Below are 25,129 nucleotides of genomic sequence, written 5' to 3'. Positions count from 1 at the left end.
ACCCCTCGATGCCCCCTTCCCTTGCTCGCCTTCCGCACCGAACGGATGGTGAAGCCGCCCTGCCCCGCCTCTACCGGCCTGAGGAGATCGCCGAGACTCTCGGTTGCTCGGCCTGGTGGGTCAAGGACCGCGCGCGTCGGCGCCTGATACCGCACACACGGGTCGGCCGCGCCTACCGCTTCACCGCGGACCACCTCGCCGCGATCATCCGCATCCACGAGGAGCCGGCGCCGCAGCGAGCCCAGAGGACGCCATCACCGGTCAGCCCGTCCGAGTCGACCATGACGAAGTCGCGGCCGACGGGGGAGACGAGGCCCTCCACTTCACCCGCCCCACGTCTAAGGGCACGACCGCCGCGCAGGTCCCAGTACGGCACTGCCGCCTAGCTGTACCTGGCACATCAGAGAAGGAGGGATGCGAGGCGTGGGCTTCGCCGAGAAGCGCGGCAGTTACTGGCGCGGTAGATACAAGGTCAGCGAGGGCAAGTACGGCACCGTCGTCGACCCGACGGGCGCGGTGCTCAAGTTCGCCACCAAGCGGGAGGCCAAGCAGGCCGCGGACGAGGAAGAGGCCAAGGTCCGGCACGGCACCTGGCGCGACCCGGCGGCTGGACAGGAGACCTTCGGCGAATACGCCAGCCGCTGGTACGACGCCCAGGACCTGGCCGCGTCCACGATGCAGAACTACCGCCGCCACATCGAGGAGCACCTGCTCCCCGAGTTCGAGGACAAGGCCCTCGCCGGCATCCTCCGCACGGATGTGGACACCTGGGAGAAGCGGGAGAAGGCCGCCTACGCGGCATCCAGCGTCAAGACGTGGCGCTCGACGCTTCACCTCATCCTGGAAGACGCCGTGGACGAGGGCCTCATCGCGTCCAACCCCGCAACGAAGCGGCGCGGGCGCGGTAAACGCGCCGGCCGCTCCCGCGACCGCGGTCCCGAGAAGGTGATCACCGACCCGCTCGGACTGCTCCTCATCGCCGAACGCGCAGCCCTGCTGTCCGGTCGCGACGATGAGTTCGTCGCCGTCATCCTCAAGGGCTACACGGGGATGCGGTGGGGCGAAATCGTCGGCCTGGAGACTCAGTTCGCCCGGCCCGGAGCCGTACGTGTGGAACACCAGCTGTACGAACTGGACTCGGGTGAGCTGATCCGCTGCCCGCCCAAGGACGACAGCTACCGCACCATCGACGCGATGGACTGGCTGTCGGCCTTGGTCGCCGACCACGTCGCCCGTACGAAACCGACGCCGTGCCCCTGCCACGGACAGCGCTACGTCTTCCGTGGCCAGGGCACCGCCCGCACCGGCGGACACACCGGTGCCAAGCTGGTGGACGTCGCCCGACGCGCGGACGTCTCCACCGGCACCGTGTCCAACGTCCTCAATCACCCCGATCGCGTACGGGAGGACACCCGCGCCCGCGTCGAACTCGCCATCGCCGACCTGAACTTCATCCGTGGCGGTACCCCGACGGAGAACGCCGCCCACTGGCGCCGCAACGGCTTCGCCACCTGGCTGTTCGCGCCTGCCACTTCCGGCTGGTACCCGAAGAAGGCACCTCAGGAGGCCCGCCCGGTCCCCCTGCTCGGCGAACCCTGGCCCGGTGTCCCGGTCCGTGGCCGCAACGCCCAAGGCCGTGCCGACGCCTGCTGGCTGCCCATCGCCAGGGGGCTCACCCCGCACGGCCTGCGGCACTCCCACCGCACGCACATGGAGGACCTCGGCACCGAGAAGGTGCTGATGGACGAGCGCATGGGCCACATCGACGGCTCGGTCTCGGCGCGGTACGCCCACGTGACCCCTGGGATGCGTGAGCGTCTCAAGGTCGGCCTGACTGAGCAATGGGGGGAGTCGCTGGATGCCCGCCGGAGGATGCATTCACGGTCCTCGGTCGTCGTCCTAGACCGACTCCTGCGGGCGCGTGACTCTGCGACGGTGCATGAGGGGCATGCCCCATACCGACGGCGCGATGCAAGGTGAGGACGTGCAGGTGCCGGGCCTAAACCGCACGGAGAACGGCCGCGGTAACCGCAGCACGAACGTTGCTTGCGGTGGTGACCCATTCAAAGAGGAGGTGCGCCGCTTCTCAATGTGGCTGGAACATGGCAGACGGTGTCGAGGCGGAGAAGGATAACCTCTAGTTGTTCTAGTCCTAAGCGAATAACTTACGAGGAGACGGAATGGCCAGCCCCGATCGGACGTCTCACGGTCAGCCGTTGGGCCCGGCGCAGTGGCTCGCCGGACTCCCCTGCCTGGTTGCCGCATTGGTGGTGGCCGTGGTGTTCGCAGTGTCCTGGTCGGACCTGCCGGATCCCATGGCCGTGCACTTCGGTGACGGGGGAGATGCCAACCGCTCCGCGTCCCCAGTGGCGATGCTGCTGATCTCCGAGCTGACGCTGCTCTTTCTGGGAGTAGGAGCGTCCCGGAGCGCGGTACGAGGGGCGCTCACCCTGAGGACGCTTTACGCCACGTCGGCGGCCGCAGGCGTGTCTCTGGGGTACCTGTTCACGGTGGCGGTGCTGGTGAACGCTGGCGCTGCCACCGCTGAGGAGGTGCGGATGCCGTTGTGGCACCTGGCTGTTGCCGCAGGGTTGGCCACGGCCGCCGCGGGAGCGGCGTTGGTGCTTGTGCCTCGTGACGGCTCCGCCGACGCAGGTGGGTCGGCAGCCTCTGGATCCGTGGGCCTGAGGCCGGGTGAGAAGGTTGTATGGGTTCGTGGCGTCGGTCCGAGGTGGCTGATAGGTGCCGGGGTACTGGGCGCGGCCGTCGTGGTGGCTGCGGGTGTTCTCGGCTGGGCTCCTGGTTTCTGGTTGTGGCCGGTGGGGCTGTTGCTCGCGGTGATGGCCGGCAGCCGGGCCATTGTCGACGGCGGTGGACTGACCATCCGGCCACCTTTGCTCCCCGCGCCCCGGATCCATATCCCGCTTCAGCGGATCGACAGGGCGTGGACCGCTGAGCTTCGGCCGTTGCCGGACCTGGGAGGCTGGGGGTACCGGATCACCAAGGGCCGGCGCGGGCTGGCCCTGAGGTCAGGGCAGGCGCTGTGGCTGGGGCTGGACGACGGTCGGGAGTTCGTGGTGGTTGTGGACGATGCCGCGACGGCGGCCGGGCTGCTGAATGACCTGTTGGCCCGGAACGCTCGACGGGACCCCTGAGATGTTGATCCGTATTGACGCTGGCTCTGCGGTCCCGCTGGCGGAACAGATCGCCGCCTCCGTACGGCGGGCACTGGCCGAGGGTGCCCTCAACCCGGACGACCGGCTGCCCGCCGCCCGGGATTTGGCACAGCTCCTGGAGGTCAACGTCCACACCGTCCTGCGCGGTTACCAGCAGCTGCGTGACGAGGGGCTGATCGACCTCCGTCGCGGCCGGGGGGCCGTGGTGATCGCTGTTCCAGCGCAGGCGAGACTGCGTGAGGCCGCGTTTCAGCTGGTGGCGGCGGCTCGTGAGGCTGGCTTTTCCGAGTCCAGGGCCGTTGCCTTGCTGCGATCTTGCTGGTCGGAGGATCCGTGACCGGAAGGCGGCTTGGTGATGCGCAACTCCCCGCCAAGCGGCAGGCAGAGGAGCAACAGGCCCGCCCACATCGCCAGCGCGAAGCTCCAAAGGCCCATCATCACGGCGATGCACAGGTGAAAGCTCATGCCGGCCGCGAGGAGCACGTAACGCACCCGCTGCGGTACCAGCAGTGCAGCTGACAGGGAGATCTCGATGAACAGTGGCGTCCAGGTCAGTGCGGCGACGCCGACGGGGTTGGCGAGCACCGGGCCGATCAGCGGATGAAGCCATCCCGCGGCCCCGAAGGCCAGGCTGTTGCCCCAGTACCACATGCCGGTGCCATCCGCCCACTCTGCATGCGGAAGCTTCGACACGCAGGCTTGGAAGTACACGAATGACATCTGCAGCCGTACGACGACCAGCGCACTGGTACCGGTCAGCAGCAGCCAGCGCGGGTGTTCGGTGGGGGAGTCGGCGCGCTCCAGTGCCATCGGCGGCGGTCACCGAGAGCGGGGAGTATCAGCAACAAGGTGAGCACAGTGGTCATCTGGTCGCCGCCGTCACCGATCGCGATGCCGGTGAAGACGCTGAAGCTGATGTAAGCGTGGGGAAGCGCGGTCAACCGCGGCTGCCAACCGCTGGCCACCACGAGCAGGACCGCCACGCAGACCCACCGCATGACGTCCAGGCTGTGGCCAGGGACCAGACAGAAGGCGCCGCTGGCCTCGACTCCGTGGCACGTGGGGTGGTTGCCCTGGAAAGCCACCGGGCGGAACAGCGTCGCGGAGTCGCTGAAGGCCAGGGTCAGGAGGGTGCCGAGCGCGAGGAAGGTGCGGGTGAGGCCGTAGATGTTCGTCCAGGGGGAGGGGGCATGCACCGGCGTGCGACTCAGCATGTGATGTCCAGGACGGTGAGACGGTCGGGGGTGTGGGTGGTGTGCATGATGTCGCGCCAGGCGAAAGGCACTGGCTTCTGCTCCACGAGCGCCACTCGGCCGCACAGCGTCGGTTCGGGAGTCCGGTTGGTGGCCCTGCCCGGCTCCTTTGCCTCGCCGAGGCACGCCGCCAGGTCGCGATCACATTTTGTCCAGCGCAGTCCGTGAGCTTCTGCGAGCAGCAGCGCCATCTCGATGCCCTGGGAGCGCGAACGGCGGTTCAGGCCGAACGCGTTGTGCGGGGCACCATGCGGGGCCAGCAGCCGATCCTCCCAGGCACCGGCGTGCAGAACGTAGGGCTGCAGTTCGCTGTCGCGGGGCGACTTGGTGAAGAAGCTCCAGCCCTGGGGAACCAGTCGGCCGACGGTGGGCGCAACAGTCTTTTGCCCAGGGAAGGTGAGGGTGTTGCCCGGGAGGTGAATCTGAATCACGTATAGCGCAGGCAGCAGCCAGGCCACGGTAGTCAACATCACCCAGCGCCGGGAAAAGCTGGCGGTGGAACGCGGCTGTTCCACCGTCAGCGGTAGTCGGTCTTGCCATTCTTTCTGCCTCGGCATACCCCATGTGTCCTTCCAGCTCGCCCGGGGCGGGCGGGGAGTGCGGCAGACAGCCGGACAGCTGCCTGCCGCACGGCGGTGAGTGGGTCAGATTGTGCGCAGCTGCTCGGTGAAGGCGGCGATCTGCTCATCGCTCTTCTCCGGGGCGAGGTCACCGGCCGGCGCTGACCACCACAGGGCAAGCTCGAGCACGACGTTGACCTGCGAGGCCACGTTGATGCCGCCCACGACGTTGACGAACGCCACGACGTTCACGGTGACCGCGCAGGTGCCGATGCCCGAGCCGTCGTCCGACTGAGCTTTGGCGATCTTCTCGATCTGGGCGGTACCGGTGTCGACAGCGTCCTTGACCCGGAAGGGATTGCCGCTCCGGACGTTCGCCGAGAACTTGGCGAAGAAATCCGGGGAAGCCTTGTCGATCGCAGCGGCCAGCTCCGCGATCGCCTTACGCGCCTCCGGAGTGCTGTTCTTCTTCAGCTGACCGGTGCGGTCCCCGATAAAGGCGTCACTCTTCAGCAGCTTGTCGCCGACCGTCCCTTGGCCGAAGTACAGGCCGGTGAACAGTGCCTTGCCGTCTGCGCGCGCATCGGCCACGTGCACAGGGGCTGATGCTCTCACCACCGAGCCGGCGGGCACGTCAGCCGCATGGGCTGCCGTGATAGCACCGCCGGCCAGGAGTGATCCTGCGGCTAATGAGACCAGAATGGCTCTCTTCACGTGCATACCTTTCTTCTTGTGTGTTCGTCTGTTGCTCAGCCCGACCTCCGCCATCTACTTCGGCGGTCCAGCCACTCCATCGGTGTCGCACGAGCCCCGATCTTCGATGGAATCGTCAGCTGGTTTGGTCGAGCTCGGGCAGCTCTCGGTTCCGCAGTCATCGCCAGGCCGACTGCCGCCGCGGCGAGCGCGGCGACTTGAGGAAAGCGGATTCGCGCGTTCTCCGGGCAGGCCGAAAGAGCGTGTACGTAACACGCGAGCGCATGAACTTTCCCCGTGAAGAAGACGGACACCGGTGACCCCAGTGGTTACCGAGGCATCACAAGTTTTCACAGTGAGGCCACATGTACAGCGACGGGAATCGGCCCCACCGCTTTTCTGGGATGATTGCGGACATACGTGTGCGAGCCGCTGGATCCCGTGGGGGAATTTTTCATTCCAGTGCAGATCTTGAATGTCATGCTGGCTGGAATTGTGTAATGCCTGGCGAATCTCTAATGGCTATGCCTGGCGATCGCAATCTTTCGGACAATTTCGCGCCGACCCGCCGTCCGGGTAGATAGCGCTTACCTCGTCTTCTTGCGGCCTTGACGAAGAAGCACCTGGTGACAAGTTGTCTCAGAGGTTCTGCTGGTGCGGCCGAGTGGCCAGCTGTCTGGCCGATCGGCACCGGCTGCCCGACGGACGACGTCGTATGCTGACCGCCAGCCCTTCCCGGCAGGCGCCTTCGTGCTGACAATCGACGATGTCACCTCTGCCACTCAGTCACCGAACAGACTGTCCTGGACGTATTCGACAACGTTCGCCTTCGGGTAGAACAAGGCCAGCAGCATGAAGGTCTTGGGGTGGGCGGCGATGTTGCCGACGAAGAAGTGGACGGCACGGTCGAAGGCGAAGATCGAGTCGTACCAGCGCTCCCGCAGTTTGTCGTGCACGGCGTGTTCGCCGTACTTGCGCAGGAACTTGCGGTACGAGGCGCCAGCCTCCCAATCCTTCAGTCCCATTTCGTGCGTGGGACAGCCCTTGTCCGCGCAACGGAATCGGTAACGGAAGTCCAGAGGCACCCACTCCAGCGGGGCCAGATCCTGCTCGAACAGGTCGAGTTGGTCGGCGAGAGCGGCTTTCGACTCGGACCAGGGCTCGGCCGCCGTCAGCCGAAAGCTGACGTCCGTAGGCCGGAAGACGCCGAGGGAGGTCCCCCGCTCATCCTGATCCCTCTTGATCGCGCACAAGGACGGTGCGACGAGCGGCTCGACGTACTTGTACCGTTGCTTCCAGTCGCCGCCCGTCGGTATGTCGCCCACGATCTTCAGTGTGTCGAGATCCGGCCGCAGACTCTCGGGCCGCGAGTCCCGGTTGCCGTGCGGCTCGACGTCGACCTCGATGATCGAGTACTTGGAGAACCTGGCCTCCTCGGCGAGGAGTCGGAATGGCACCGGGAAGAGTCGTACGCGCTGCGGTTCCCCCCGATCAAGGCGTATGCCCGCCACGCAACTGGTCTCGCGGTACTTGTTCGACAGCTCCGGGTACGTCTTGACCGTGATCATGATCCGTGCGCGCTGCCGATTCCCAGATCCCATGGTTGCCCCCTCCACTGATCTCCCGATCTGATTGGAGGAGAGGCATGCGCCACCGGCAAGAGCGCCTGCCGGGGCAAGGGATGAAGTCAGGCCAGGGGAATCACAGGTACGGCAGCCCGTTCGCGGACCGTCTCCAGGACGACCTGCCGGTGGCAGCGGCTCTCGTCCTTCTCGAAGCACAGCACCGCGACCCGGGACTGCCGGGCGTGCTCGGCGAGGCGATCGAGGTCGGACTGCGCCTCATCGGACTGCAGCACCCCACGGAAACGGGCCCGGCCCACGTCGAGCCGGCCGTCCCAGAACGGCGCCCGGTTGTCCTTGGGATTCCCCAGGCCACGGAGGTGGGTGTACTTGATGCCGGCCTCGGCGAGCGCCTGCCCCAGCCGAGTCTTGCTGAAGCCCTTCTTGCGGCTGATCGGCGTGAGGCGTACGTCCGCCACGACATCGATACGGCTGTCGAGGAGGGAGCCGACGAAGGAGTCGATGTCCCGGCCTTCGTACCCAGCGGACCAGAGGCCGGGCATGCCCCTGGTCTCCCGGAAGAGGTCATCGAGGGAGATCTCAAGGGCCTCGGCGACCGCTCCGACGGTGAAGAAACCTGGCTGGATCGCTCCCTCGCTCTCCAGCCGCGCCAGCGTTCCTACGGCGATGCCGGCTTCCTTGGCCAGCCGCTCCCGCGACCACCCGCGGCTTTCCCGCAACGCTCGCACGCGCCGAGCGAGTCCTCGGGCGTGGTCGTGGGGCCGCGCCGAGTGATGGCTTTCCATGTGTCGTGATCCTAAGGGCGGTTGAGGCCGACGGGCATGGTGTTCCCGGCCGACTACGGGGCCGGATTCGCGAACGCGCAGGTCCGAGTGCCCTCAGCCGCTGCATTTCAGACGACCTCACCAGGCACCCCCTGGGAGGACCCGACCAAGATCTTCTCCCAGATTTCTCCCAAACGATCTCCAGAAACCCGTCAGGGGCCTGATCCACTTGGTGGATCAGGCCCCTGACCTGGTACTTCACTGTCGGGGTGGCGGGATTTGAACCCACGACCTCTTCGTCCCGAAGCAACTTGGGTGGGTGCTCCGCCTTGGGCTGGTGTGCCTCTTACCTGCTGCGATGGTCCGCAGGCGTCCGCGGTTGTCCGCTGGTGTGCGTGGGCGTTGTCACGCAGTTAGACACTCACCGATCCATGAGGTGGTGTCGTAGGGCTCGGCTAAGTTGGCCCGCATGACCGACAGGGATCTGCTTGTGCCGGCACTCACCGGTCTGCTTGTCGACGTCGGTACCGACTATCGACTGAGGAAGTAGACACCGACAGCAGCCACACCAGTGCCGCCGAGGGACTGGAAGAGCCCTATCACTCTGAGGTTCAACGGCCCCGCCGTAGGGCCGCCGTAGATGCGGGCTGGCTTGTTCCGCTGCGCGCTCATCGCCTTCGCGTAGAGGCGGGACGCCGCCCTCTTGTAGTCGGTGGCGATGACAATCCCTCCGCACAGCAGGCCGACCCCCACCAGGATGAGGAAGGTGGCACTGGCCGTGCTGGGAGGAGCGCCTGTCGGAGCGGAGCCAGCAAGATCAGCGATGTACATCACGCCGATCATCGTGAGGCGGCGCGATGAATCGGTCAATGCCATGAGCGGGGCTGGGATCGTCGGCAACGCGATCTTTACTCACAGCCTGATGCCATCAGCTTGGGAAGCTTGGGTTCTACGGGCTCGATAGTCCCGCTGACCTGCTGTCGAGCCGAGTCATGACATGAGGGCGCCTCTGCGTGGGTGGCCGCTGTTCCCCGTGGTTCCCCGCAGTCTCTGGCACGGTTCTGGCGACACGTAACTCTGTGGCCGCAGTGCGGCGTCTCGCTCGATGATTGGGGCCATGGATGTTGTCGTTCAGCGGGTGTGTACGTCGTGGACGAAGAAGTCGCGTGGCGGCTCTGAAGCTGCTCGCAGGAACGCCGCCCCAACGGCCTTCTTGCTGCCTCCGGGCATGAGGGCTGGCTTCCACGAGGTCGCCATGCGGGAATCTGATTCCTTCGAGCCGCGTACACAGGTGCAAGATCTGTCAGCACCCGGAACGATCCTCCGCGAGGTCGATGGGCTGCTGCGCGTGAACCCACCAGAAGTGAGCATGTTTGCCATGCCACGACGCAATCGGCGCCCGCCTGCCGTTCGTCTGGCTCCTGGCCAATGGCTGCAATGGCAGATCAACTATCGGTTCGTCGGCCGCTGTGACGGGGCTTGGTCCTATCGACTGGAGACGTTCAACATCCTTTACGGCTCTGCGACGCCCGACGTGTTCCTAGGCGTGCCGACACGCCACGTAGACGAGCGGCGGTCCCTGCGCTGAACTCGCTGCTGGATCGGGCACGTAGGGGACACATGAGGCTCCGGGAGGTGGTCAGAGGCTCCCACGCGGGCTGCTTCTTGTGTCACAGCCGCCGCTTGTCTCTGAGGTAGGGAACCACAAGGAAACGCGGCCTGTTGAAGATCCCGATCAGGATGATCAGCAGCCAACAAAGGATCACTCCGCTGCCTGCCGCCAGCGAAATCGCCCACCAAGGCCCAGCCGGCTTCCGCGTCTGAGTGACCGCGGTTCCCAGCGCGATCACCGCGATGGCCATCAAAACGAAGTGGGCCGCGACGACCACGATGCCCCGTGCGATGACCCATCCTGGCGCCCCTCGCACACTGAACGATCGCGCGGCCTCGGGAGCGCGCTCGGGATGCCCCCAGAGCCGGACGGCCGCCACGACGAACCGGACAGCAAGCGCAACGAGCACGGACAGCGCAAATAGGCCGCCGATCACTTGCCGACTCCGCTCATCGTCCCCCCTCGGCACACGGCTCGCCTCAGAATAGATCGTCACCTCACCCGCAGAACATGCGTCGGTCGGCAGTTGTAGACCCGCAGCACCAGCCCGTTGTCGAGGGGCCAGTCCGTTCGAGCCGGGCCAGGTGGGCTGACATCCGCTTTAGGAGTTCGATCCGGCTTCTGCGCCCGCCCTGTGCGCGGGTGCTCGGTTGGCGTCGGTGATTCCGGGCTGAACTGTCGGGATACGCCGATGTCTGTGCTCGTGGATGTCAGCCCCGGCTCCGCTCGTAAGGTTTGCGGCAGTCGTGGCGTGCGGTAATGGGACAGTCAGCAACCACGGGGCCCAGTAAGCGGAGGCAGGGTCCGTAGGAGTCCTCGCTTGGTCTCCGCGCGGCGCGAAGCGCCAAACGGCGGTGTAACGACGCGGGTATGGCGGTGCACTGGTAGACGGAGGTGTCACAGCGCGGGTGCTGGCCGAGCGCGGCACCGCCGGTATCAGCCCGGAGGGACGATGAACCCGTCAACGAGCAGGAAGCTGAGGGCACCCTACGGGAGATTCCCGAACTCTGGCGTTGGACGTCAACGATGAGGAGCCGGCCGCGGTCCGCGAATTGACCGAGCTCATGATGGCTTCTGTGACGAGACCCGGCAGCTACTTGTGGTTCACGAGGCCCGAGTGCTCCACGGCCGTAGAATCCGGTTTTACTTCCAGTAACTGCCATCGAACGCGGTCACGTTCTGGTAGCTTCCAGCCATGCCAACAAGACGGTGGGCGACTGCGGGTTATTGGACCCTGATTGTTCTCTCTCTCTCATCTCAGTGCCGACCTTCTTCATATGCTCGATGGTCAGCGATGCCTCGCCAGACTGGAAGCGCAACGAAGGCGCGATCAATGTCATAGAACGCCAGGGCGACGCGTCCCATGAGGTCAAGTTGATAGCCGCGCCTGGATCAGAGCTAACAACCCACGAACCGAAAATTAATTATCTCGTCATCGTTTGCGGAAAAGGAAAGTTTTCTGGGTTTATTATCCTTGAGCAGGAGGCTAGGCTGATCAACCCAGTTATGAGCCCCGAAATTTCCCCGGTAAAGGGAGCATGGAGCGTCGGTCTGGGGAACACCTCTGACATCATAGGCTCCGCGGGTCCTGATTCCAATACGGCCCAAGCGTTTAAAGTCGATATCCCGGACGTAGCGCCTTGTATTGACAGTTCTAACCAGACTCCTCAGCCTACCGATCCATGGTTGGGAACGCCGCTTGAGCTAAGCGGAAAGACGTCTACCCAAGTGGGGTATGTTGGCCGTTACGCCGGATTTGACGGCCCGAAGGAGGTCGAGTCGTGGCCATTGATAGGCGCCTTTAGTGCGCCCTCGACAAGCGTTACAGGCGTCTTTCAGGGGGCTGGTAAACTCTCCGGAAGTTATGCGCGCCCGCCAAGATTTCTCTCTCAGGTCAATGCAAATATTCCAATGAGTTTGCATGTTGAGTCCGCTGAGCCCCAGCCTGCAACGACTGCGGGCTTGACATGGCAATCGTTCTCGGCAATCGCACCTATAGCAGAAATGACAAACGAGGACGTGGCGACGCGGTGGCAAGATGCAACGGCGACGGCAGGGATCTGCTTCGGTATTGGAGCGGCCATCTTCTCGACCGAGTTCCTTGGGTGGCTCCGGAAAAAGCGTGATGAAAACGACCAGGCTGCGTCGCGAGAAAACCCTCTCGAAGAGCCGACCTCGCTGCAATCTACTGCTGCTGAGGAATCTATTGCCCAGACAGGGGATAGGTCCGCCGTATATCGTGCTGCAGTAGCGATCGGAATCGGAGCTTTCTTGTGGGGCATTCTGCGAGGTCGCGCGAAGGAGTAGGACGGGTGGAAATTTGCCCCTTTCAACGGCCCGGCCAGTGGGCACACACGCAACCGCTAATTCCGGTTGTTGACCGTGGCTGACCCCTGCATCTGGCCCGGCTGTGGTACGCGACCCTTTGGTCCCGAACTCTCTGCCGTGTTGCTTCTGCCCGGGCACAGCTCATGCTGGTCGTGGCCGCTTTTCTGTGGGGCACATTGCGCCGCTGCTGCGTTGAACTGCTGGCGCGCGCCGGAGATGTGAACAAGCTGCGACGGCCAGCCCGCTATGACGGCTTCACGGGGCCATCAGCTTGGGAAGCTCGGGTTTTCCGACGGCAGTTGTTGCGCTGACCTGGGGCGGGACCGTGTCGGAGCCCTGACCATATCCGTGGCCAGTCCCCGTTGTTCCCCGTGGTTCCCCGCAGGATCTGGCACGTAAATGGCACGGCCCGCTCGCCTCGGAGAACCCTGGGCGGAAGCTGAGTCTTGGGAGTCTGAGCCTCAGCCGATGACGGTCAGCCACGGCAGTGGGTGCGCCGGCCGATCAGACGCGCGTGTGCTTCGCTCCCCCCTCACCGGCCCCGGCCACGTTGCTCCGGGTCTTTCGTTCGCTCAATGCCCTCGGGTGGACCAGTTGGATGGCGGCCGGCACACACCACTGGCCCACCCGATACGCCGCCTACGTCAGCTCCATGCACGCCTGGGCCTCTTCTCTGGGAGTCACAGCGGACTGGCTCGAGTGGCTTCTCTTCCATCTGAACGGTCGCGTAGACGAGCCCTGAGTTTGGGAAGCTGAGGTCTAGTACGGGCGGCCGCTGGTCTGACCTGCGGTGGAGCTGCTACGGCACCTGCCTAGCCAACGGTTTGGTCCCCGCCATTCGCCCATGGTTCCCCGCAGGATCTGGCACGGGCCTGGCACGTCCTCAGTGTCACACTGCTGTGTTACTCCATCCGGTGGCTGGCCCCGTTCCTGTGGGTGCCGCTGAACCATGGATTCAAAGATGGACACTCCCAACTCGCCCTGCAGACGCTAGAATCCCTTTCCTAGGTCCAGGGGACATCATGCTTCACAGACGAGGAGTGCGTCCTTGAGGCGATTGATTGAGATTAGAGTCAAGGGCCTGCTAGGGCGATTCGATCATAAGATCGAGTTCCCGGAGGAAGACGAATTTATCATTCTTCATGGCCCCAATGGCATCGGGAAAACCAAGCTCCTAGAGCTAATCCGAGCTTTGTCGTCACCTTTGCGCGTTCACAATATTGCACGCATCCCATTTGGTTCAGCCGAACTTGTTTACTCGGACGGCTGCACATTGGAGGTAGTCAGGAACTACCAAGAAACGCTGCCGCTCGGCGATGGCCTTGAGAAGAAAACCCGGCAGGTTATCCTTAAGCTACACCTACCTGACAGGGGTGACCCTGTCAGGTGGCACACGAATTTCGATAATGACGAAGTGAATACTGTTCGCTTGCGCGAGCATGCATCGCGATACCTTGGTATTGAGCAAGTAGGGCCTGATCTTTGGGAAAGCGACCCCGGAGAAGTATTTACGACGAGTGAATTGCTAGAGATTTATGGGGATAGGCTGCCACCCTCATTTTACCGAACTTCGCAGCAACGAAAAATTCCGCCACCGCTTCGGAATTTTATCGACGGAAATGAAGTTCATCTAATTGAGACACAGAGGTTGCTGGGCCTCCAAACATCCCCCTCGTCTCCTCGGTCGTCAAGAAACACGGGCGCGATCAAGGTTGAGCAGTTCTCCAAGGATCTAAGTCGTCGACTCGACGAAGCGCTTGCAGAAAACTCACGCGTTTCTCAAGAGCTCGACCGAACTTACCCAGAAAGACTCTTGAGGGCGCAATCGGAGTTCCCAGATGAGCAGAAGATTCGCGCCAGGTATGCTGAGCAGAATGAATTGAGAAGAAGGCTCGCAGAGATTTCTCTTCTTGGTGAGAAGTCCGGAGTCATTAGCATTCCTGATGGTATGGCATCGTGGCAGAAAAATGTTCTTTGGACGTACTTGCAGGATAGCGACAAAAAGCTCTCCACCTTCCAAGACATTCTGGACCGAGTAAGCCTCCTCCTGGAGATCGTGAAAAAGCGCTTCCTGTATAAGCATCTGGAAATTGACAGAAGGCGTGGGCTTAAGGTCGTCAGCGACGACGAAGATAAGCATGAGCTTCCACTCGCAACCCTCTCCTCTGGGGAGCAGCATGAGCTTGTGATCCTCTACGATCTCCTCTTCAACGTCCGGCCAGGGGCGCTAGTTTTGATCGACGAACCGGAAATCTCGCTACACGTCTCCTGGCAAAAAAGCTTCATTGAAGACCTGCGTCGAATTGCCTCCCTGGTCAAATTTCGCTCAATTGTGGCGACGCATTCGCCTCAAATTGCCGGTAAATGGATCGATCGGATGATCTCACTTGCTCCAGATGTTGAGTAATTAGGGGGGGAATTGCTCGCAGAGCTTACGGGTGACGACTTGTACGCAGAGCTAATCATGCTGCGAACTAACGACAGGCGTCACTTTATCGTGGTGGAGGGTCCTGCGGATGTCGCCGTCTTCGATCGATTTACCAATCTCGACTCGTGTCTTCCGGTACCTGCCTACGGTAAAGACAGTGCGCACGCCTGCATGTATCGAGTTATCGAGGATGACTTTCCTGGTGTTTTTGCGATCCTTGACCGTGATTGGTTGGAGTTAATCCCAGGCGATCTCCAGGATCCACGAATTGTGCACACCGATCGATATGATCTTGATGCATGTATATTCTTTGCGGATTCGGTGTATGAAGGTATTGCGAGCAGCTTCTGTGCTGGCACCGGGTTTCGGGTGGGCATGGCGGGATGCACGCAGGAAGATATATGGCAGATCTGCGTTGCGCTTTCTTTCCCGATTGGCGTACTGCGCTATATATCTGAGAGAGATGGGCTGGGTTTGAATCTCCGCAGATTTCCTCTAGGTGAAGCAGTAAAAGAGGAAGACTTGCTGGTTGACCTGAATACTCTTATCGATCTATGCCTTGCGAGAACGAAGGATGGAACTCACTCCAAGGAGGATCTGAAAGAAGTCCTCACGCGTGAACTCGGTGAAATTTCCACCCCCGCTCGTTATTGTACCGGCCATGACCTCGCTAAGGCATTCTCGATCTTTGCTAAATTCCGCTGGAAGGTCAGGATTGGAGCGGACGTTGTTGAGCGCACGGCTCGCTCTTCCCTCAGCGAAGAGCGCTTCCGTGACTTCTCGATTTATTCAGAAGCGGCGGGCTGGTTTGAAGGGAAAACGGAAGTGATTTGGAGGTGCTAGTGTTCATGTTCTTTCGGCTGGCATTTCGAGGTCGGTGGAGCGGCTTTGGGGTGGCGCTGCTTTGGCGCGAGTGATCATGGCCCCGTAAGCTTCCGGCGCGTCGGGCAGTCTGTGGACCTGCCCGGTAAAGCACGACGTTGGGGCCATGATCTTCGAGGCTCGCGCCAAAGTGGCTCCGTAAAGCCGTGGAGCCGACCGCCCCAGCCACGACGTACCCCTTCTCTGGCATCAGGCGGCTGCATGCTTTGAGCGCGGCACGGGCGCTGGCCGGGCTGGAGCGGGGCGGAGACAGGAGCGTAGGCCCGGCCGGGGGCCGGGCCGCGCGCGGTGAGCGGAGCGAGCCGCCTTGAACCAGTAAAGAAGGTTGTAACGCACCGGCCGAAGGCCTTGTGGATCTTGGGTGAGGGTGGTCAGAAGGGCGGCTCTTCGCTGTATCCCTCGGAAGAGTTGCGGCTGGTGGGCCAGATCGATGAGCCGTCGGCAGGCAGGTCGGAATCGCAGAACAGGAACGGGTTTCGCTGGCCTTCCAGGCCTGAGGAGTCCTCGCCCCACGCGTCGAGGGTGCCGATGGCTCGTTCGCGGTGCTGCCACAGTTCACTCGTGCCCAAGACTTCTCGGATCAAGGGCACCAGGGGCGGTCGGTGCTCCAGCAATCGAGGATCGTCGAGGAGGGGGATGCAGGCTGTCAGGGCTGCTTCGCGCACGTGGCGGTCGGATTCCTCGGTGTAGGGGAGAGATGCCGCGAAGAGGAGCGGTCGAATCCTCTGGATGCCGACGGCCGGTGCGTGGTCGTCAAGGGGGAACCCGTGGTGCTTGCTGAGGGCTCCGGCGTCGTCGGTGACTTCGTTCGCCACCGAGGCAATCCAGCGAAGCAGCTCGGCGCGCATGCAACCAGGGAAGGCGTAGCGGCTCTTGTCCACGGTGCGGCTCGTGCGCGGGTCCGAAAGGATCGCGGCCACGTACTGCGCCGCGGGCACAGTCGCTTCGTAGAGCGTGTTCTGGTGGTGCAAGGCGTTGTGTATGTAGCTAAGCGCTCTGGTCCTGGTGCCCTGGTCTTGGTCGAGAAGCGCTGCCAGCATTTTGGGGGCTTCGGTGGCGTATCCGTAAGCGTGCTCCACTGCCGGCCAGTTAGCGCGCGTCAGCAGGCCCCTGTGCTCCTCGCGCTCATCCGGGGTGGCGATCCTCTTGGCCATGCCAACATCGACAGAGTTCTCGCTGGAGTCCGTGACGTTCCACTGCTGATCCCTGCTGCCGGTGTTCACAGTGCTGAGCATGCCTGACTCCTGGCCCGGAAGGCAGATGATCGTCGGTTTGAGCATTCGGGCCAAGCATCAGTCGTGCTTCTGTGGTTTGAAGTCGTAGGCACAGGGCGGTAGTTCGGCGGCTTGCCGGTGAACGAGCGGCAAGAAGACGACGGGCCGGATCGTCCATGTGATGCGAGTGCAGGCCTGGGTCACCGTCACCGTGCAGGGCTCGGAGCGCAGGAGGGCTTGCCTCGTCGTGACTCGGCCGTCGTAGAGCCATTCCCACGCTTCCTGGGACGCGTCAGGGGCGAGCGCCGGTGAGATCGTGCGGAGCGCGATCGCTATCCATCTGTCTGCCTGCGGTACCGAATACGCATCGAAGGATGCCAGCAGGATCGGCCCCGTCTCCTCGGTGAGGTCTTCAGTCCAGCACTCGCACCAGTAGCCCCGTTGAGGCTTGGTCATTAGCAGCACGAGTGACCTCCGGTGTGGGGGCCCGCGAACAGTTCGGCGGTGACTGTGTGGCCGCCGTCGCTGTCGTGGACCACGACCCGGTGGGCGATCGCGCTGACCATGCCCAGGCCCCGGCCATGCTCGGCCTCCTGGTCCTGGTGCTCGACCTTCGGGGCTGTGCCGGCGCCTCCGTCGTCGGTGACGGACAGGGCAACGATCCGCGGGGACACCGCGAGAGCCAGATGGAAGCTTCCGGAGTCCCGGCCGGTGGCCGTATGGAGGATCGCGTTCGCGCTCAGCTCGCTCACGATCAGTTCGGCGACCTCTGCTAAGGGCGACCCGCGCAGGATGTCGCGGGTCCAGCGGCGAGCCCGGCTGACCTCTTCCGGGAATCCTGGGCAAGTGAGCCCCCAGACCCGGGGCTTACTCGTATACTCGTGCATACAAGTTCCTTCGTGCTGGTAGGCCGCCATGTGCAGCGGGTTCGGGCTAGACGAGTTTCACGCCGTCGTGGGCGCGGATGGCCGGCGGGGACGCCGCGTCGAGTGCGTCCAGGACGCGGATCGCGTACGCCTCGTCGGCGAGGTCGGAGACTTCTTCACGGGTGGCCCAGCGCAGGGCGCGGGTCTCGTCGCCGGTGGTGGGTGTGCCGTCGGAGGCCTGGCAGCGAAAGACCAGCGAGACGATCAGACCCGTCATGTTCTTGTAGACGCCGGTCAGGGTCGCCGGGAGGGCGATCTTGATGCCGGTTTCTTCGAGGACTTCGCGCTGGAGGGCTTCGGGGATGGTTTCCTCGCGTTCGAGGACGCCGCCTGGGGGTTCCCACTTGGCGTTGTCGCGTCGCTGGATCAGGAGGGCTCGGTTCTGGGCGTCGACGATGACTCCGGCGACGCTCACGGAGTGCGGACGGTCGGTGCTCACGTTCCTCGGCCCTCTCGGCTGGCTAGGCTCTCCACCGTAGCAACAAGACTCGCCCACACGTCTAGATACCTAAAGGAGTACACGCGTGAGCCCTTCTCTTCCTTCCGGCCTCCTCGGCGACCTGGACCCCACGAGTGATCGTGCGGTCTTTAGGCAGATCGCCGACCAGCTGCGTGAGGCCATCGACCGCGGGCGATTCCACGAGGGCGACAAGCTGCCCTCGGAAGCCGACCTTGTTGAGCATTACGGGGTATCCCGTATGACGGTTCGAAACTCCTTCTCCATCCTTCAGGGGGAAGGGCTCGTGCACGCCGAGCACGGCAAGGGCGTCTTCGTCCGGCCCCGGCCACCCGTACGGCGCCTAGCCTCTGACCGGTTCGCGCGGCGGCACAGGGAGCAGGGCAAGTCCGCCTTCATCGTCGAGGCCGACGCTGCCGGCAGCCACCCGCAGGTCGACAGCCTGGAGGTCAAGGAAGAGAAGGCCAGCCCGGACGTCTCCGCCCGGCTTGGTTCCGTGCGGCGCGTGCTTGCCAGGCGGCGGCGGTATCTGCTCGACGGGCGGCCGGTCGAGTTCGCTACGTCTTACCTGCCGCTCGATATCGCGCGCGGTACGCAGATCGCCGAGCCGAACCCCGGGCCTGGCGGCATCTACGCCCGCCTCGAAGAACTAGGTCACCACCTCGACCACTTCGAGGAGGAGATCCGGGCCCGGATGCCCTCGCCGGCCGAGGTGAAGACGCTCCGACTGGCCTCTGGTGTGCCGGTCATTCACCTGATCCGGACCGCGTTCGACACCGAAGGGCGAGCCGTCGAGGTCTGCGACACCGTCATGGCGGCAGATGCGTACGTGCTGTCGTATCAGCTTCCGGCGACCTGATACGTCATGGTTTGCGGTGGTGCGCGGGGACGTTCTCCCGAACTCGTACACCCCAACCTGCATACTCGTATAGACGAGTGGGCAAGTTGTGTGGCAAGGTGGTCCGCACGTTCCCGGCAATCGGGTTCGCAGGCCGCTACATGTATAGACGAGTAGATAGGGGAAGTTCCTTGCGTACCATCCGTGTTGAGACCTCGGCCGCGACGATCCTGCTGACCGAGGCTCCCGAGCCGAAGGTCCGTGACCGTCAGACGGGCGAGATCGCCAAGGACGCCATTAGCGGTGAGGCGCTGATGACGATCGGTGTCGTCCACATCGAGGAGGGCGAGTCGTCGCTGATCAAGGTCACCGTTCCCGAGAGCGGTGTGTCCGAGGGGCTGGCGCTGGGTGCGCCGGTCTCGCTGCCGGGGCTGGTCGCCCGGCCGTGGGAGTCCGTGTTCAACGGGCAGAAGCGGCACGGCATCGCCTTCCGCGCCGCCGCCGTCACCCCGGCCGTCTTCCCGGCCGTCGCTCAGGCTGACACCGAGGCCGCCGCCTGATGTCCGACCTGACGACGCTTCTGGAGGTGGGTGGTCCTGTCGCCGCACTCGGCGGTGGGGCCGCCTACGCCCGGGCCAAGCACCCGGGCGTGTACTGGTCCACCATTGGCCTGCCGATATCCACGGTTCGGCTGCTCGGCTCGTACGGCTCGGTCATGGAGGCGTGTGGGCTGACCGTGGCGCCCTCGCGGCTGCGGGTCCTCGCCGTCAAGGCCACCACGAACCGGGAGGTCCGGCCCGTCCCGCCGCGTCGGGGCGTCATCCGGCCCACCTCGACCGGGCTGCGGCTTCGGCTGCGGCTCGCGCCGGGTCAGGAACCGGCCGATGTCGCCGCCTCGGCCGAACGGTTGCGGCATGCCTGGGGAGTTCATGCCGTGTACGTCTCCACCGTCAAGCCCGGTGTCGTCGAACTGCGGCTCGTCGGGTACGACGTCCTGCGGAAGGTCCGGATGCCGCGCAAGGTCGCGGACGGCCTCCTCAAAGTGCCGGTCGCGTTGCGGGAGGACGCCATGCCCTTCGTGCGCGACTACCGCACCATCCCGCACCAACTCACCCTCGGCGCCACGCTGTCCGGCAAGTCAATGTACCTGCGCCACCTGGTCACCGGGCTCGCCCGGCAGCCGGTCGCCTTGGTCGGCATCGACTGCAAGCGGGGCGTGGAGTTGGCGCCGTTCGCGGCCCGGCTTTCCGCGCTCGCCACCGACCCGGAGCAGGCGGCCGAGTTGCTGCCCGCGCTCGTCAAGGAAATGGAGGACCGATACGACCTGATCAAGGCCCGGCAGGGCATCGCCCCGGACACCCCGGACGAGGAGATCACCTCCGACATCTGGGGCCTGCCCGAGCGCGAACGCCCCACGCCGATCGTGCTGTTCGTCGACGAGGTCGCCGAACTCTTCCTCGTCGCCACCCGCAAGGACGAGGAACGGCGGGACGAGATGGTCACCCAGCTCATCCGGCTCGCCCAACTCGGCCGCGCCGCCGGCATCTACCTGGAAGTCTGCGGCCAGCGCTTCGGCGCCGAACTCGGCAAGGGCGCAACCATGCTCCGCGCCCAGCTCACCGGCCGCGTCTGCCACCGCGTCAACGACGAATCCTCCGCCAAGATGGCCCTCGGCGACATCGCCCCGGAAGCGGTCATGGCCGCGTGCACCATCGCTCCCGAACGGCCGGGCCTGGCTGTCGCCGGTGACACCTCCGGCGGCTGGTCCCGCATCCGCACGCCGTACCTCTCCCTCGGCGACGCTGCCGAGATCTGCCGCGACTCCGCGCACCTGGTCCCCGACCTGGCCGCGCTCAAGCCCTTCCGCCCGGACGTGCCCGTACGACCGGTCGAGGCCCCGGCCCCGGTCATCAAGCCGCGCCCGGTGACCGACTGACCCATTCCCGTCCCGATCGGCGTGACCGCCTCACGCCACGTCCCTACCCCGCCATGCCCGAATCCCGGAAGGAGGCGCGTCATGCGTGCCCTGCTGGCCCGCGTCGACGCGGTACTCGTCCAGGCGCTCATCGCCGCCGCGCTGTCCTTCGCCCACCTGCACGACATCGCTGCGGCGGCCGGGCAGGACGGATGGAAGGCGTGGGCCTACCCCATCAGCGTCGACCTGCTCCTCGTCGCCGCCTGGCGCCGACTGCGCTTCGGGGGCGCCAAAGCGTCCTCTTGGTGCTGGTTCGTCATCGCCCTGACTGCGTCCCTTGGTGCCAACGCCGCCACCGCCGGACTCCTCGACATGACCCAGGTGCCGGCCTGGCTGCGCATCCTCGTCGCGGGCTGGCCCGCCGTCGCCTTCCTCGGCGGCACACTCCTCGCCCACTCCGCCCCTACGGCGGAAGTGGATAACGACGTGCACGTGGCCAAGGGGCAGGAGGGAGCGCCGAAATCCGCTTCCGAGCCGCCCGCCCAACCCGCTGTCGAGAAGGTGCCCGAACGTCCCGCCGTCGAGAAGGTGCCCGAACGTCCCGCCGTCGCGGTCCCGACTGCACTGGTCGACCATGCCCGCAAGGTCGCTGCCGAACACCACACCCGCACCGGTACACCGATCGACACGCCAACGCTTCGTGCCCGCCTCGGCGTTCCGGCTCCCATGGCCGAAGCCATCGCCGCTCAGCTCTGAAAGCGGGCCCCGTCGGGAGGCTTTACCGCTTCCGCAACGCTCGCCGGGTTCCGAGAACGGCCGAAATGATCAGTACCTCAAGGCAGCACATGGTGATCACGGTGGTCCAGGACTCGCCCACCCACCACCTTCCCCCAATAGCTGCAAGCCCAAGTACCAACGCGGCCGAACCGAAGGCGGCCAGCCGCCGCGCCCCTTGTGACATGCCACCTGTCTACACGCCTCGCACCCCTCGGGTGAGCGATCAACGAAAAGGAGATCTTCCGTGACTGCCAACCGCCGCTTCCGCAACGTCACCCGCATCGGCCCCGTCCAGGTCGCCACCGCCTACGACGGCCGGGGCCGCGAGAAGCACACCGCCGCCTGCACCGCCCCGCGCTGCAACTTCTCCGCCGACTACGACAGCCGCGCAGCCGCCGAACTGGCTGCCCGCACCCACCGCTGCCCCGTCCGCTGAAAGGGACCTCCCCGCCGTGACCGTCAGCCTCCCGCTCGTGTTCGTCCTCGGCTTCTTCGCCTGGGGAGCGGTCAAGTTCCTCGGCGTCCGTACCTGGGTCGTCGTCCTGATCGCCCTCTTCGGCTTCTGGCTCTCGCACACCTTCATGGCGCCCGCCATCGAGTCCGGCACGCGCTCGGGCGTGGACGTCATTAACGGCTCACATGACTAGACGAGTAGATGAGAAAGGGTTCGCTGTGTTCCTGCCCAAGTACCCCGACAACCCGACCCCGCCGCCCGTGCACACCCACGCCCCGGTCGACCCGGCGCCCATAGCGCGCTCATTCCCGTCGGTCTCGATCGACAAGAACACTGTCGCTGTCGTGCTCGTCGGCGGAGTCGTCCTCACCGCGCTCCTGGCCGCCGTCGCCGTCACGGCCATCTCCGTCGCCGTTGCGGCCGTCGTCCTGCGCTCGATGCTCCGCGACCACAACCGGCGCTGAACTCTGCCCCTGGCCACCGGGGCGGCGGCACACGACCAAGCAGACGCCGCCCCGGGGGCCTGTCCCTCCCGACCGAGCCAGCCAGAAGGAGAACCGCCATCTTCACCCGCACCACTCCGGCCCCACTTCCGGAAGTCGCGAACCTGGCCGCACAGGGCACGCTCCCGGGTATCCTCCGCCAGCTCTCCACCCTCGGCGGATGCACCCATCCCATCCGCCTCGACGGCCACCGCACCGAGTACGACGTCGACACCACAACCGGCGAGATCGGCAACGTCCTGCACCACCTCGACTCCACGGATCTCCCGGCCGGCCAACTCATGGTCCGCTGCAACAACCGCCGCGCCACCCGTTGCCCGGCGTGTGCGGAGGTCTACCGCCGCGACACCTTCCAACTGATCACCTCCGGACTGCGCGGCGGCAAGGGCACCCCCGAACAAGTCGCCACCCACCCCCGCGTGTTCGCCACCTTCACGGCGCCGAGCTTCGGCCCGGTGCACAACCGCCCTTCTAGCGGCCGTACCTGCCGGTGCGGCGTCCACCATGACCAGGACGACGACACCCTCGGCACTCCGCTTGACCCGGACACGTACGACTACGAAGCGGCCGTGCTCTGGAACGCCCACGCGGGTCAGCTTTGGCGGCGCTTCTCGACCTACCTGCGCCGAGAGGTCGCCAAGCGCGCGGGCCTCTCGCAGCGCCGGTTCCGCGACCACGCGCGCGTCTCCTTCGCCAAGGTCGCGGAATACCAGAAACGCGGCGCCGTCCACTTCCACGCCGTCATCCGCATCGACGGCCCCACCGGAGGTGACACTCCACCCCCACCCTGGGCCACCGCCAAACTCCTCACCGACGCCATCCGCGCCGCCACCGCCAAGGTCCGCGTGGACGGCCCGGTCATCGACGGCCGCACCCACACCTTCACCTTCGGCCGTCAGCTCGACGTCCGCACCATCCGATCCGCCGACTTCAACGACGGCCAGGAGCTGACCGAACGGGCGGTCGCGGCCTACATCGCCAAGTACGCCACCAAGGGCGCCGAGACCGCGACGGGAGCTCTCGACCGTCCCTTGAAGTTCGCCGCCGAACTCGCCCAACTCGACATCAGCGACCACGCCCGCCGCCTGATCCGAACCGCCTGGGACCTCGGCGCACGCAAGAGCCTCGAACACCTCCGCCTGCGCGCCTGGGCCCACATGCTCGGCTTCCGCGGCCACTTCTCCACCAAGTCCCGCCGCTACTCCACCACCCTTGGCGCCCTGCGCGATGCCCGAGCCGAATGGCGCCGCGCCCAAGTAGCCGCCGCACAGCCCGAACGGGGCACCGACACCACGTACGTCCTCGCGCACTGGGTCTTCGCCGGAACGGGCCTGTCCTCCGCCGAAGCCTGGCTCGCCGCATCCCTCGAACCCGCCCCCGGAACCGAAGGAGAGCCCACCAAATGACCACGGCAGCGCCCGAACTGCTCACCGTTCCTGAGGTCATGACGCGGCTCAAGGTCGGCCGCACGAAGGTGTACGACCTCATCCGTACCCGGCGCCTGGTCTCCATCAAAGTCGACGGCTGCCGTCGCATCCCCGATGACGCCGTACGTGCCTTCATCCGAGGCCAGATGGGAGATGCGGCCTGATGACGAAGCGTCGTAGCCGCGGTGACGGCGGCCTGCACTGGGACGAGAAGAGACAGCGTTGGATCGCCACGGCGAATCTCGGTTTTGATCCGAGCGGTAAGCGGATCGTGAAGCGGGGGAGTGGCAAGACCAAGACGGAGGCGAAGAACAAGCTGAAGGAGGTGTTGCGGGACCACGAGGACGGTCTTGCCATCGCCCCGACGAACTACACGGTCAAGGACGCGGTGACGGACTGGCTCGCCTACGGCTTGGCCGGCCTCGATCCCAGCACCGTCGAGACGACAACCCTGCTGAGCGAGAAGCATGTCATTCCGTCGCTCGGCGCACGCAAGCTCCGCGACCTCAGCGCGGAGGATGTGGACCGCTGGCTTGCCATCAAGGCCAAGACGCTCAGCACGCGCACTCTCCAGTCCCTCCACTCCTACTTGAACCGTGCGGTCAAGCGGGCCATGGCGCGGGACAAGGTGAAGCGCAACGTCGTCGAACTGTGCTCCGTTCCCCAGGGCCAGGCGGGGCGTCCCTCCAAGGCGCTCACCTTCGCCCAGGCTGAGGCGGTCCTCAAGGGGGCCGAAGGAACCTCGATGCACGCGTACATCGTCGTCGCGCTGCTGACGGGTGCCCGTACCGAGGAACTGCGTGCCCTCACCTGGGACCACGTCTTTCTGGAGGGCCGTCCCGAAATGGATCCGCCGCAGCCTCCCCACATCGCCGTGTGGCGCTCAGTCCGGCGCACTGGCGACACCAAGACCCGGAAGTCCCGGCGCACCCTCGCCCTGCCGGCGCGCTGCGTCGATGTCCTCTGGCAGCAGTTTGAAGACCAGGGATGGGATCGGCTCGCCGCCGGCGACGACTGGGAGGAACACGGCCTCGTCTTCTCCTCGGCTGTCGGCAAGCCGCTCGATGCCGCGAACGTCCGCCGTGCCTTTCGGCAGGCCCTCAAGGGCATCGACGGGATCAACGGTGACGAGTGGACGCCTCGGGAGCTCCGGCACAGCTTCGTGTCCCTGCTCTCTGACCGTGGGGTCCCGCTGGAGGAGATCTCCCGTCTCGTCGGCCACTCCGGCACGGCCGTGACCGAGGAGGTGTACCGGAAGCAGATCCGCCCCGTGATCCAAACCGGTGCCGTGGTTATGGACGGCATCTTCAAGCGGGATCCGGAGCGCTAGTCACGCAGT

31 protein-coding genes are annotated in these 25,129 nt (G+C 65.0%); 19 read left to right on the top strand and 12 right to left on the bottom strand.

Annotated elements, in window-relative coordinates; translation table 11 throughout:
* The first annotated feature begins 8 nt into the window (after window positions 1–8).
* From ACFY1U_RS15185 to ACFY1U_RS15170, 4 genes are all read left to right on the top strand, one after another.
* Window positions 9–386 (top strand): helix-turn-helix domain-containing protein, encoded by a 378-nt coding sequence (locus ACFY1U_RS15185; RefSeq protein ID WP_390695206.1) that lies wholly within the window; start codon window positions 9–11, stop codon window positions 384–386.
* A 37-nt stretch (window positions 387–423) separates the two neighbouring features.
* On the top strand, window positions 424–1,980 hold the full coding sequence (locus ACFY1U_RS15180; RefSeq protein WP_390694599.1) for a LacI family DNA-binding transcriptional regulator: 1,557 nt from the start codon (window positions 424–426) through the stop codon (window positions 1,978–1,980).
* A 392-nt stretch (window positions 1,981–2,372) separates the two neighbouring features.
* Window positions 2,373–3,155: a hypothetical protein gene (locus tag ACFY1U_RS15175; protein WP_390694598.1), complete on the top strand. Its 783-nt coding sequence runs from the start codon at window positions 2,373–2,375 to the stop codon at window positions 3,153–3,155.
* A 1-nt stretch (window position 3,156) separates the two neighbouring features.
* Entirely contained in the window at window positions 3,157–3,513 is a 357-nt protein-coding gene (locus ACFY1U_RS15170) for a GntR family transcriptional regulator (protein WP_390694597.1), read from the top strand.
* Here the strand turns inward: ACFY1U_RS15170 and ACFY1U_RS15165 are convergent.
* The 7 genes from ACFY1U_RS15165 to ACFY1U_RS15135 all read right to left on the bottom strand — a co-directional run bounded on the left by ACFY1U_RS15165 (window position 3,426) and on the right by ACFY1U_RS15135 (window position 8,905).
* Window positions 3,426–3,986 carry an HTTM domain-containing protein gene (locus ACFY1U_RS15165; protein ID WP_390694596.1) on the bottom strand — a complete coding sequence of 187 codons (561 nt, stop codon included), beginning with the start codon at window positions 3,984–3,986 and terminating at the stop codon, window positions 3,426–3,428. The two genes, ACFY1U_RS15170 and ACFY1U_RS15165, sit on opposite strands and share 88 nt — an antisense overlap.
* Entirely contained in the window at window positions 3,932–4,390 is a 459-nt protein-coding gene (locus ACFY1U_RS15160; RefSeq protein WP_390694595.1) for a hypothetical protein, read from the bottom strand. The genes ACFY1U_RS15165 and ACFY1U_RS15160 overlap by 55 nt, the downstream gene beginning before the upstream one ends.
* Entirely contained in the window at window positions 4,384–4,986 is a 603-nt protein-coding gene (locus tag ACFY1U_RS15155) for an SdpA family antimicrobial peptide system protein (protein WP_390694594.1), read from the bottom strand. The genes ACFY1U_RS15160 and ACFY1U_RS15155 overlap by 7 nt, the downstream gene beginning before the upstream one ends.
* Before the next feature lie 87 nt (window positions 4,987–5,073).
* The gene (locus ACFY1U_RS15150; protein ID WP_390694593.1) at window positions 5,074–5,709 is read right to left on the bottom strand and encodes a hypothetical protein; all 636 of its coding nucleotides are present in this window, start codon (window positions 5,707–5,709) and stop codon (window positions 5,074–5,076) included.
* A 755-nt stretch (window positions 5,710–6,464) separates the two neighbouring features.
* Window positions 6,465–7,250, bottom strand: coding sequence for a hypothetical protein (locus ACFY1U_RS15145; protein ID WP_390695205.1), 786 nt, complete (start codon window positions 7,248–7,250; stop codon window positions 6,465–6,467).
* Between the two features lie 119 nt (window positions 7,251–7,369).
* Window positions 7,370–8,050 (bottom strand): DUF488 family protein, encoded by a 681-nt coding sequence (locus ACFY1U_RS15140; protein WP_390694592.1) that lies wholly within the window; start codon window positions 8,048–8,050, stop codon window positions 7,370–7,372.
* 510 nt (window positions 8,051–8,560) lie between these two features.
* Window positions 8,561–8,905 carry a hypothetical protein gene (locus ACFY1U_RS15135; RefSeq protein ID WP_390694591.1) on the bottom strand — a complete coding sequence of 115 codons (345 nt, stop codon included), beginning with the start codon at window positions 8,903–8,905 and terminating at the stop codon, window positions 8,561–8,563.
* Window positions 8,906–9,146: 241 nt separating this feature from the next.
* On the opposite strand from ACFY1U_RS15135, the gene ACFY1U_RS15130 reads away from it, so the two are divergent.
* Window positions 9,147–9,617, top strand: coding sequence for a hypothetical protein (locus ACFY1U_RS15130; protein ID WP_390694590.1), 471 nt, complete (start codon window positions 9,147–9,149; stop codon window positions 9,615–9,617).
* An 82-nt stretch (window positions 9,618–9,699) separates the two neighbouring features.
* Here the strand turns inward: ACFY1U_RS15130 and ACFY1U_RS15125 are convergent, their stop codons facing one another.
* Entirely contained in the window at window positions 9,700–10,077 is a 378-nt protein-coding gene (locus ACFY1U_RS15125; protein WP_390694589.1) for a hypothetical protein, read from the bottom strand.
* Between the two features lie 848 nt (window positions 10,078–10,925).
* Between ACFY1U_RS15125 and ACFY1U_RS15120 the strand changes: the two genes are divergently transcribed.
* From ACFY1U_RS15120 to ACFY1U_RS15105, 4 genes are all read left to right on the top strand, one after another.
* Window positions 10,926–11,948, top strand: coding sequence for a hypothetical protein (locus tag ACFY1U_RS15120; protein ID WP_390694588.1), 1,023 nt, complete (start codon window positions 10,926–10,928; stop codon window positions 11,946–11,948).
* A 619-nt stretch (window positions 11,949–12,567) separates the two neighbouring features.
* Complete coding sequence (locus ACFY1U_RS15115) at window positions 12,568–12,711, top strand: hypothetical protein (RefSeq protein ID WP_390694587.1); 144 nt, start codon at window positions 12,568–12,570, stop codon at window positions 12,709–12,711.
* Window positions 12,712–13,017: 306 nt separating this feature from the next.
* Window positions 13,018–14,376, top strand: a complete 1,359-nt coding sequence (locus tag ACFY1U_RS15110; RefSeq protein WP_390694586.1) for an AAA family ATPase — start codon at window positions 13,018–13,020, stop codon at window positions 14,374–14,376.
* A gap of 39 nt (window positions 14,377–14,415) precedes the next feature.
* Complete coding sequence (locus tag ACFY1U_RS15105; protein ID WP_390694585.1) at window positions 14,416–15,240, top strand: hypothetical protein; 825 nt, start codon at window positions 14,416–14,418, stop codon at window positions 15,238–15,240.
* A gap of 410 nt (window positions 15,241–15,650) precedes the next feature.
* Here ACFY1U_RS15105 and ACFY1U_RS15100 read toward each other — a convergent pair whose 3' ends face one another.
* Genes ACFY1U_RS15100 through ACFY1U_RS15085 form a run of 4 tightly spaced genes read right to left on the bottom strand, consistent with a single transcriptional unit; the run spans window position 15,651 to window position 17,834 of the window.
* A complete protein-coding gene (locus tag ACFY1U_RS15100) occupies window positions 15,651–16,514 on the bottom strand; it encodes a hypothetical protein (protein WP_390694584.1) in 864 nt (287 codons plus the stop codon).
* Window positions 16,515–16,571: 57 nt separating this feature from the next.
* The gene (locus ACFY1U_RS15095; RefSeq protein WP_390695204.1) at window positions 16,572–16,949 is read right to left on the bottom strand and encodes a hypothetical protein; all 378 of its coding nucleotides are present in this window, start codon (window positions 16,947–16,949) and stop codon (window positions 16,572–16,574) included.
* A complete protein-coding gene (locus ACFY1U_RS15090) occupies window positions 16,949–17,380 on the bottom strand; it encodes an ATP-binding protein (protein ID WP_390694583.1) in 432 nt (143 codons plus the stop codon). Before ACFY1U_RS15090 ends, ACFY1U_RS15095 begins: the two co-directional genes overlap by 1 nt.
* A 46-nt stretch (window positions 17,381–17,426) precedes the next feature.
* Window positions 17,427–17,834 (bottom strand): NUDIX hydrolase, encoded by a 408-nt coding sequence (locus ACFY1U_RS15085; RefSeq protein WP_390695203.1) that lies wholly within the window; start codon window positions 17,832–17,834, stop codon window positions 17,427–17,429.
* A gap of 109 nt (window positions 17,835–17,943) precedes the next feature.
* Here ACFY1U_RS15085 and ACFY1U_RS15080 point away from each other — a divergent pair, with 109 nt between their 5' ends.
* From ACFY1U_RS15080 to xerC, 10 genes are all read left to right on the top strand, one after another.
* On the top strand, window positions 17,944–18,735 hold the full coding sequence (locus ACFY1U_RS15080) for a GntR family transcriptional regulator (protein ID WP_390694582.1): 792 nt from the start codon (window positions 17,944–17,946) through the stop codon (window positions 18,733–18,735).
* 170 nt (window positions 18,736–18,905) lie between these two features.
* On the top strand, window positions 18,906–19,274 hold the full coding sequence (locus ACFY1U_RS15075; RefSeq protein WP_390694581.1) for a hypothetical protein: 369 nt from the start codon (window positions 18,906–18,908) through the stop codon (window positions 19,272–19,274).
* Window positions 19,274–20,650 carry an FtsK/SpoIIIE domain-containing protein gene (locus ACFY1U_RS15070; protein ID WP_390694580.1) on the top strand — a complete coding sequence of 459 codons (1,377 nt, stop codon included), beginning with the start codon at window positions 19,274–19,276 and terminating at the stop codon, window positions 20,648–20,650. Before ACFY1U_RS15075 ends, ACFY1U_RS15070 begins: the two co-directional genes overlap by 1 nt.
* A gap of 81 nt (window positions 20,651–20,731) precedes the next feature.
* The gene (locus ACFY1U_RS15065; RefSeq protein WP_390694579.1) at window positions 20,732–21,385 is read left to right on the top strand and encodes a DUF2637 domain-containing protein; all 654 of its coding nucleotides are present in this window, start codon (window positions 20,732–20,734) and stop codon (window positions 21,383–21,385) included.
* Window positions 21,386–21,650: 265 nt separating this feature from the next.
* Complete coding sequence (locus tag ACFY1U_RS15060; protein ID WP_354937343.1) at window positions 21,651–21,842, top strand: mobile element transfer protein; 192 nt, start codon at window positions 21,651–21,653, stop codon at window positions 21,840–21,842.
* A gap of 16 nt (window positions 21,843–21,858) precedes the next feature.
* Complete coding sequence (locus ACFY1U_RS15055) at window positions 21,859–22,053, top strand: hypothetical protein (RefSeq protein ID WP_240869941.1); 195 nt, start codon at window positions 21,859–21,861, stop codon at window positions 22,051–22,053.
* A gap of 25 nt (window positions 22,054–22,078) precedes the next feature.
* On the top strand, window positions 22,079–22,324 hold the full coding sequence (locus ACFY1U_RS15050; protein ID WP_390694578.1) for a SpdD protein: 246 nt from the start codon (window positions 22,079–22,081) through the stop codon (window positions 22,322–22,324).
* A gap of 143 nt (window positions 22,325–22,467) precedes the next feature.
* Window positions 22,468–23,769 (top strand): replication initiator, encoded by a 1,302-nt coding sequence (locus ACFY1U_RS15045; protein ID WP_390695202.1) that lies wholly within the window; start codon window positions 22,468–22,470, stop codon window positions 23,767–23,769.
* On the top strand, window positions 23,766–23,954 hold the full coding sequence (locus ACFY1U_RS15040; RefSeq protein ID WP_390694577.1) for a helix-turn-helix domain-containing protein: 189 nt from the start codon (window positions 23,766–23,768) through the stop codon (window positions 23,952–23,954). The genes ACFY1U_RS15045 and ACFY1U_RS15040 overlap by 4 nt, the downstream gene beginning before the upstream one ends.
* Window positions 23,954–25,120: a tyrosine recombinase XerC gene (gene xerC, locus ACFY1U_RS15035; protein WP_390694576.1), complete on the top strand. Its 1,167-nt coding sequence runs from the start codon at window positions 23,954–23,956 to the stop codon at window positions 25,118–25,120. Before ACFY1U_RS15040 ends, xerC begins: the two co-directional genes overlap by 1 nt.
* Window positions 25,121–25,129: the final 9 nt, after the last annotated feature.

The sequence above is a fragment of the Streptomyces sp. NPDC001351 genome (assembly GCF_042896045.1).
Lineage (GTDB): Bacteria > Actinomycetota > Actinomycetes > Streptomycetales > Streptomycetaceae > Streptomyces.
This window is presented reverse-complemented; position numbering and strand designations above follow the sequence as displayed.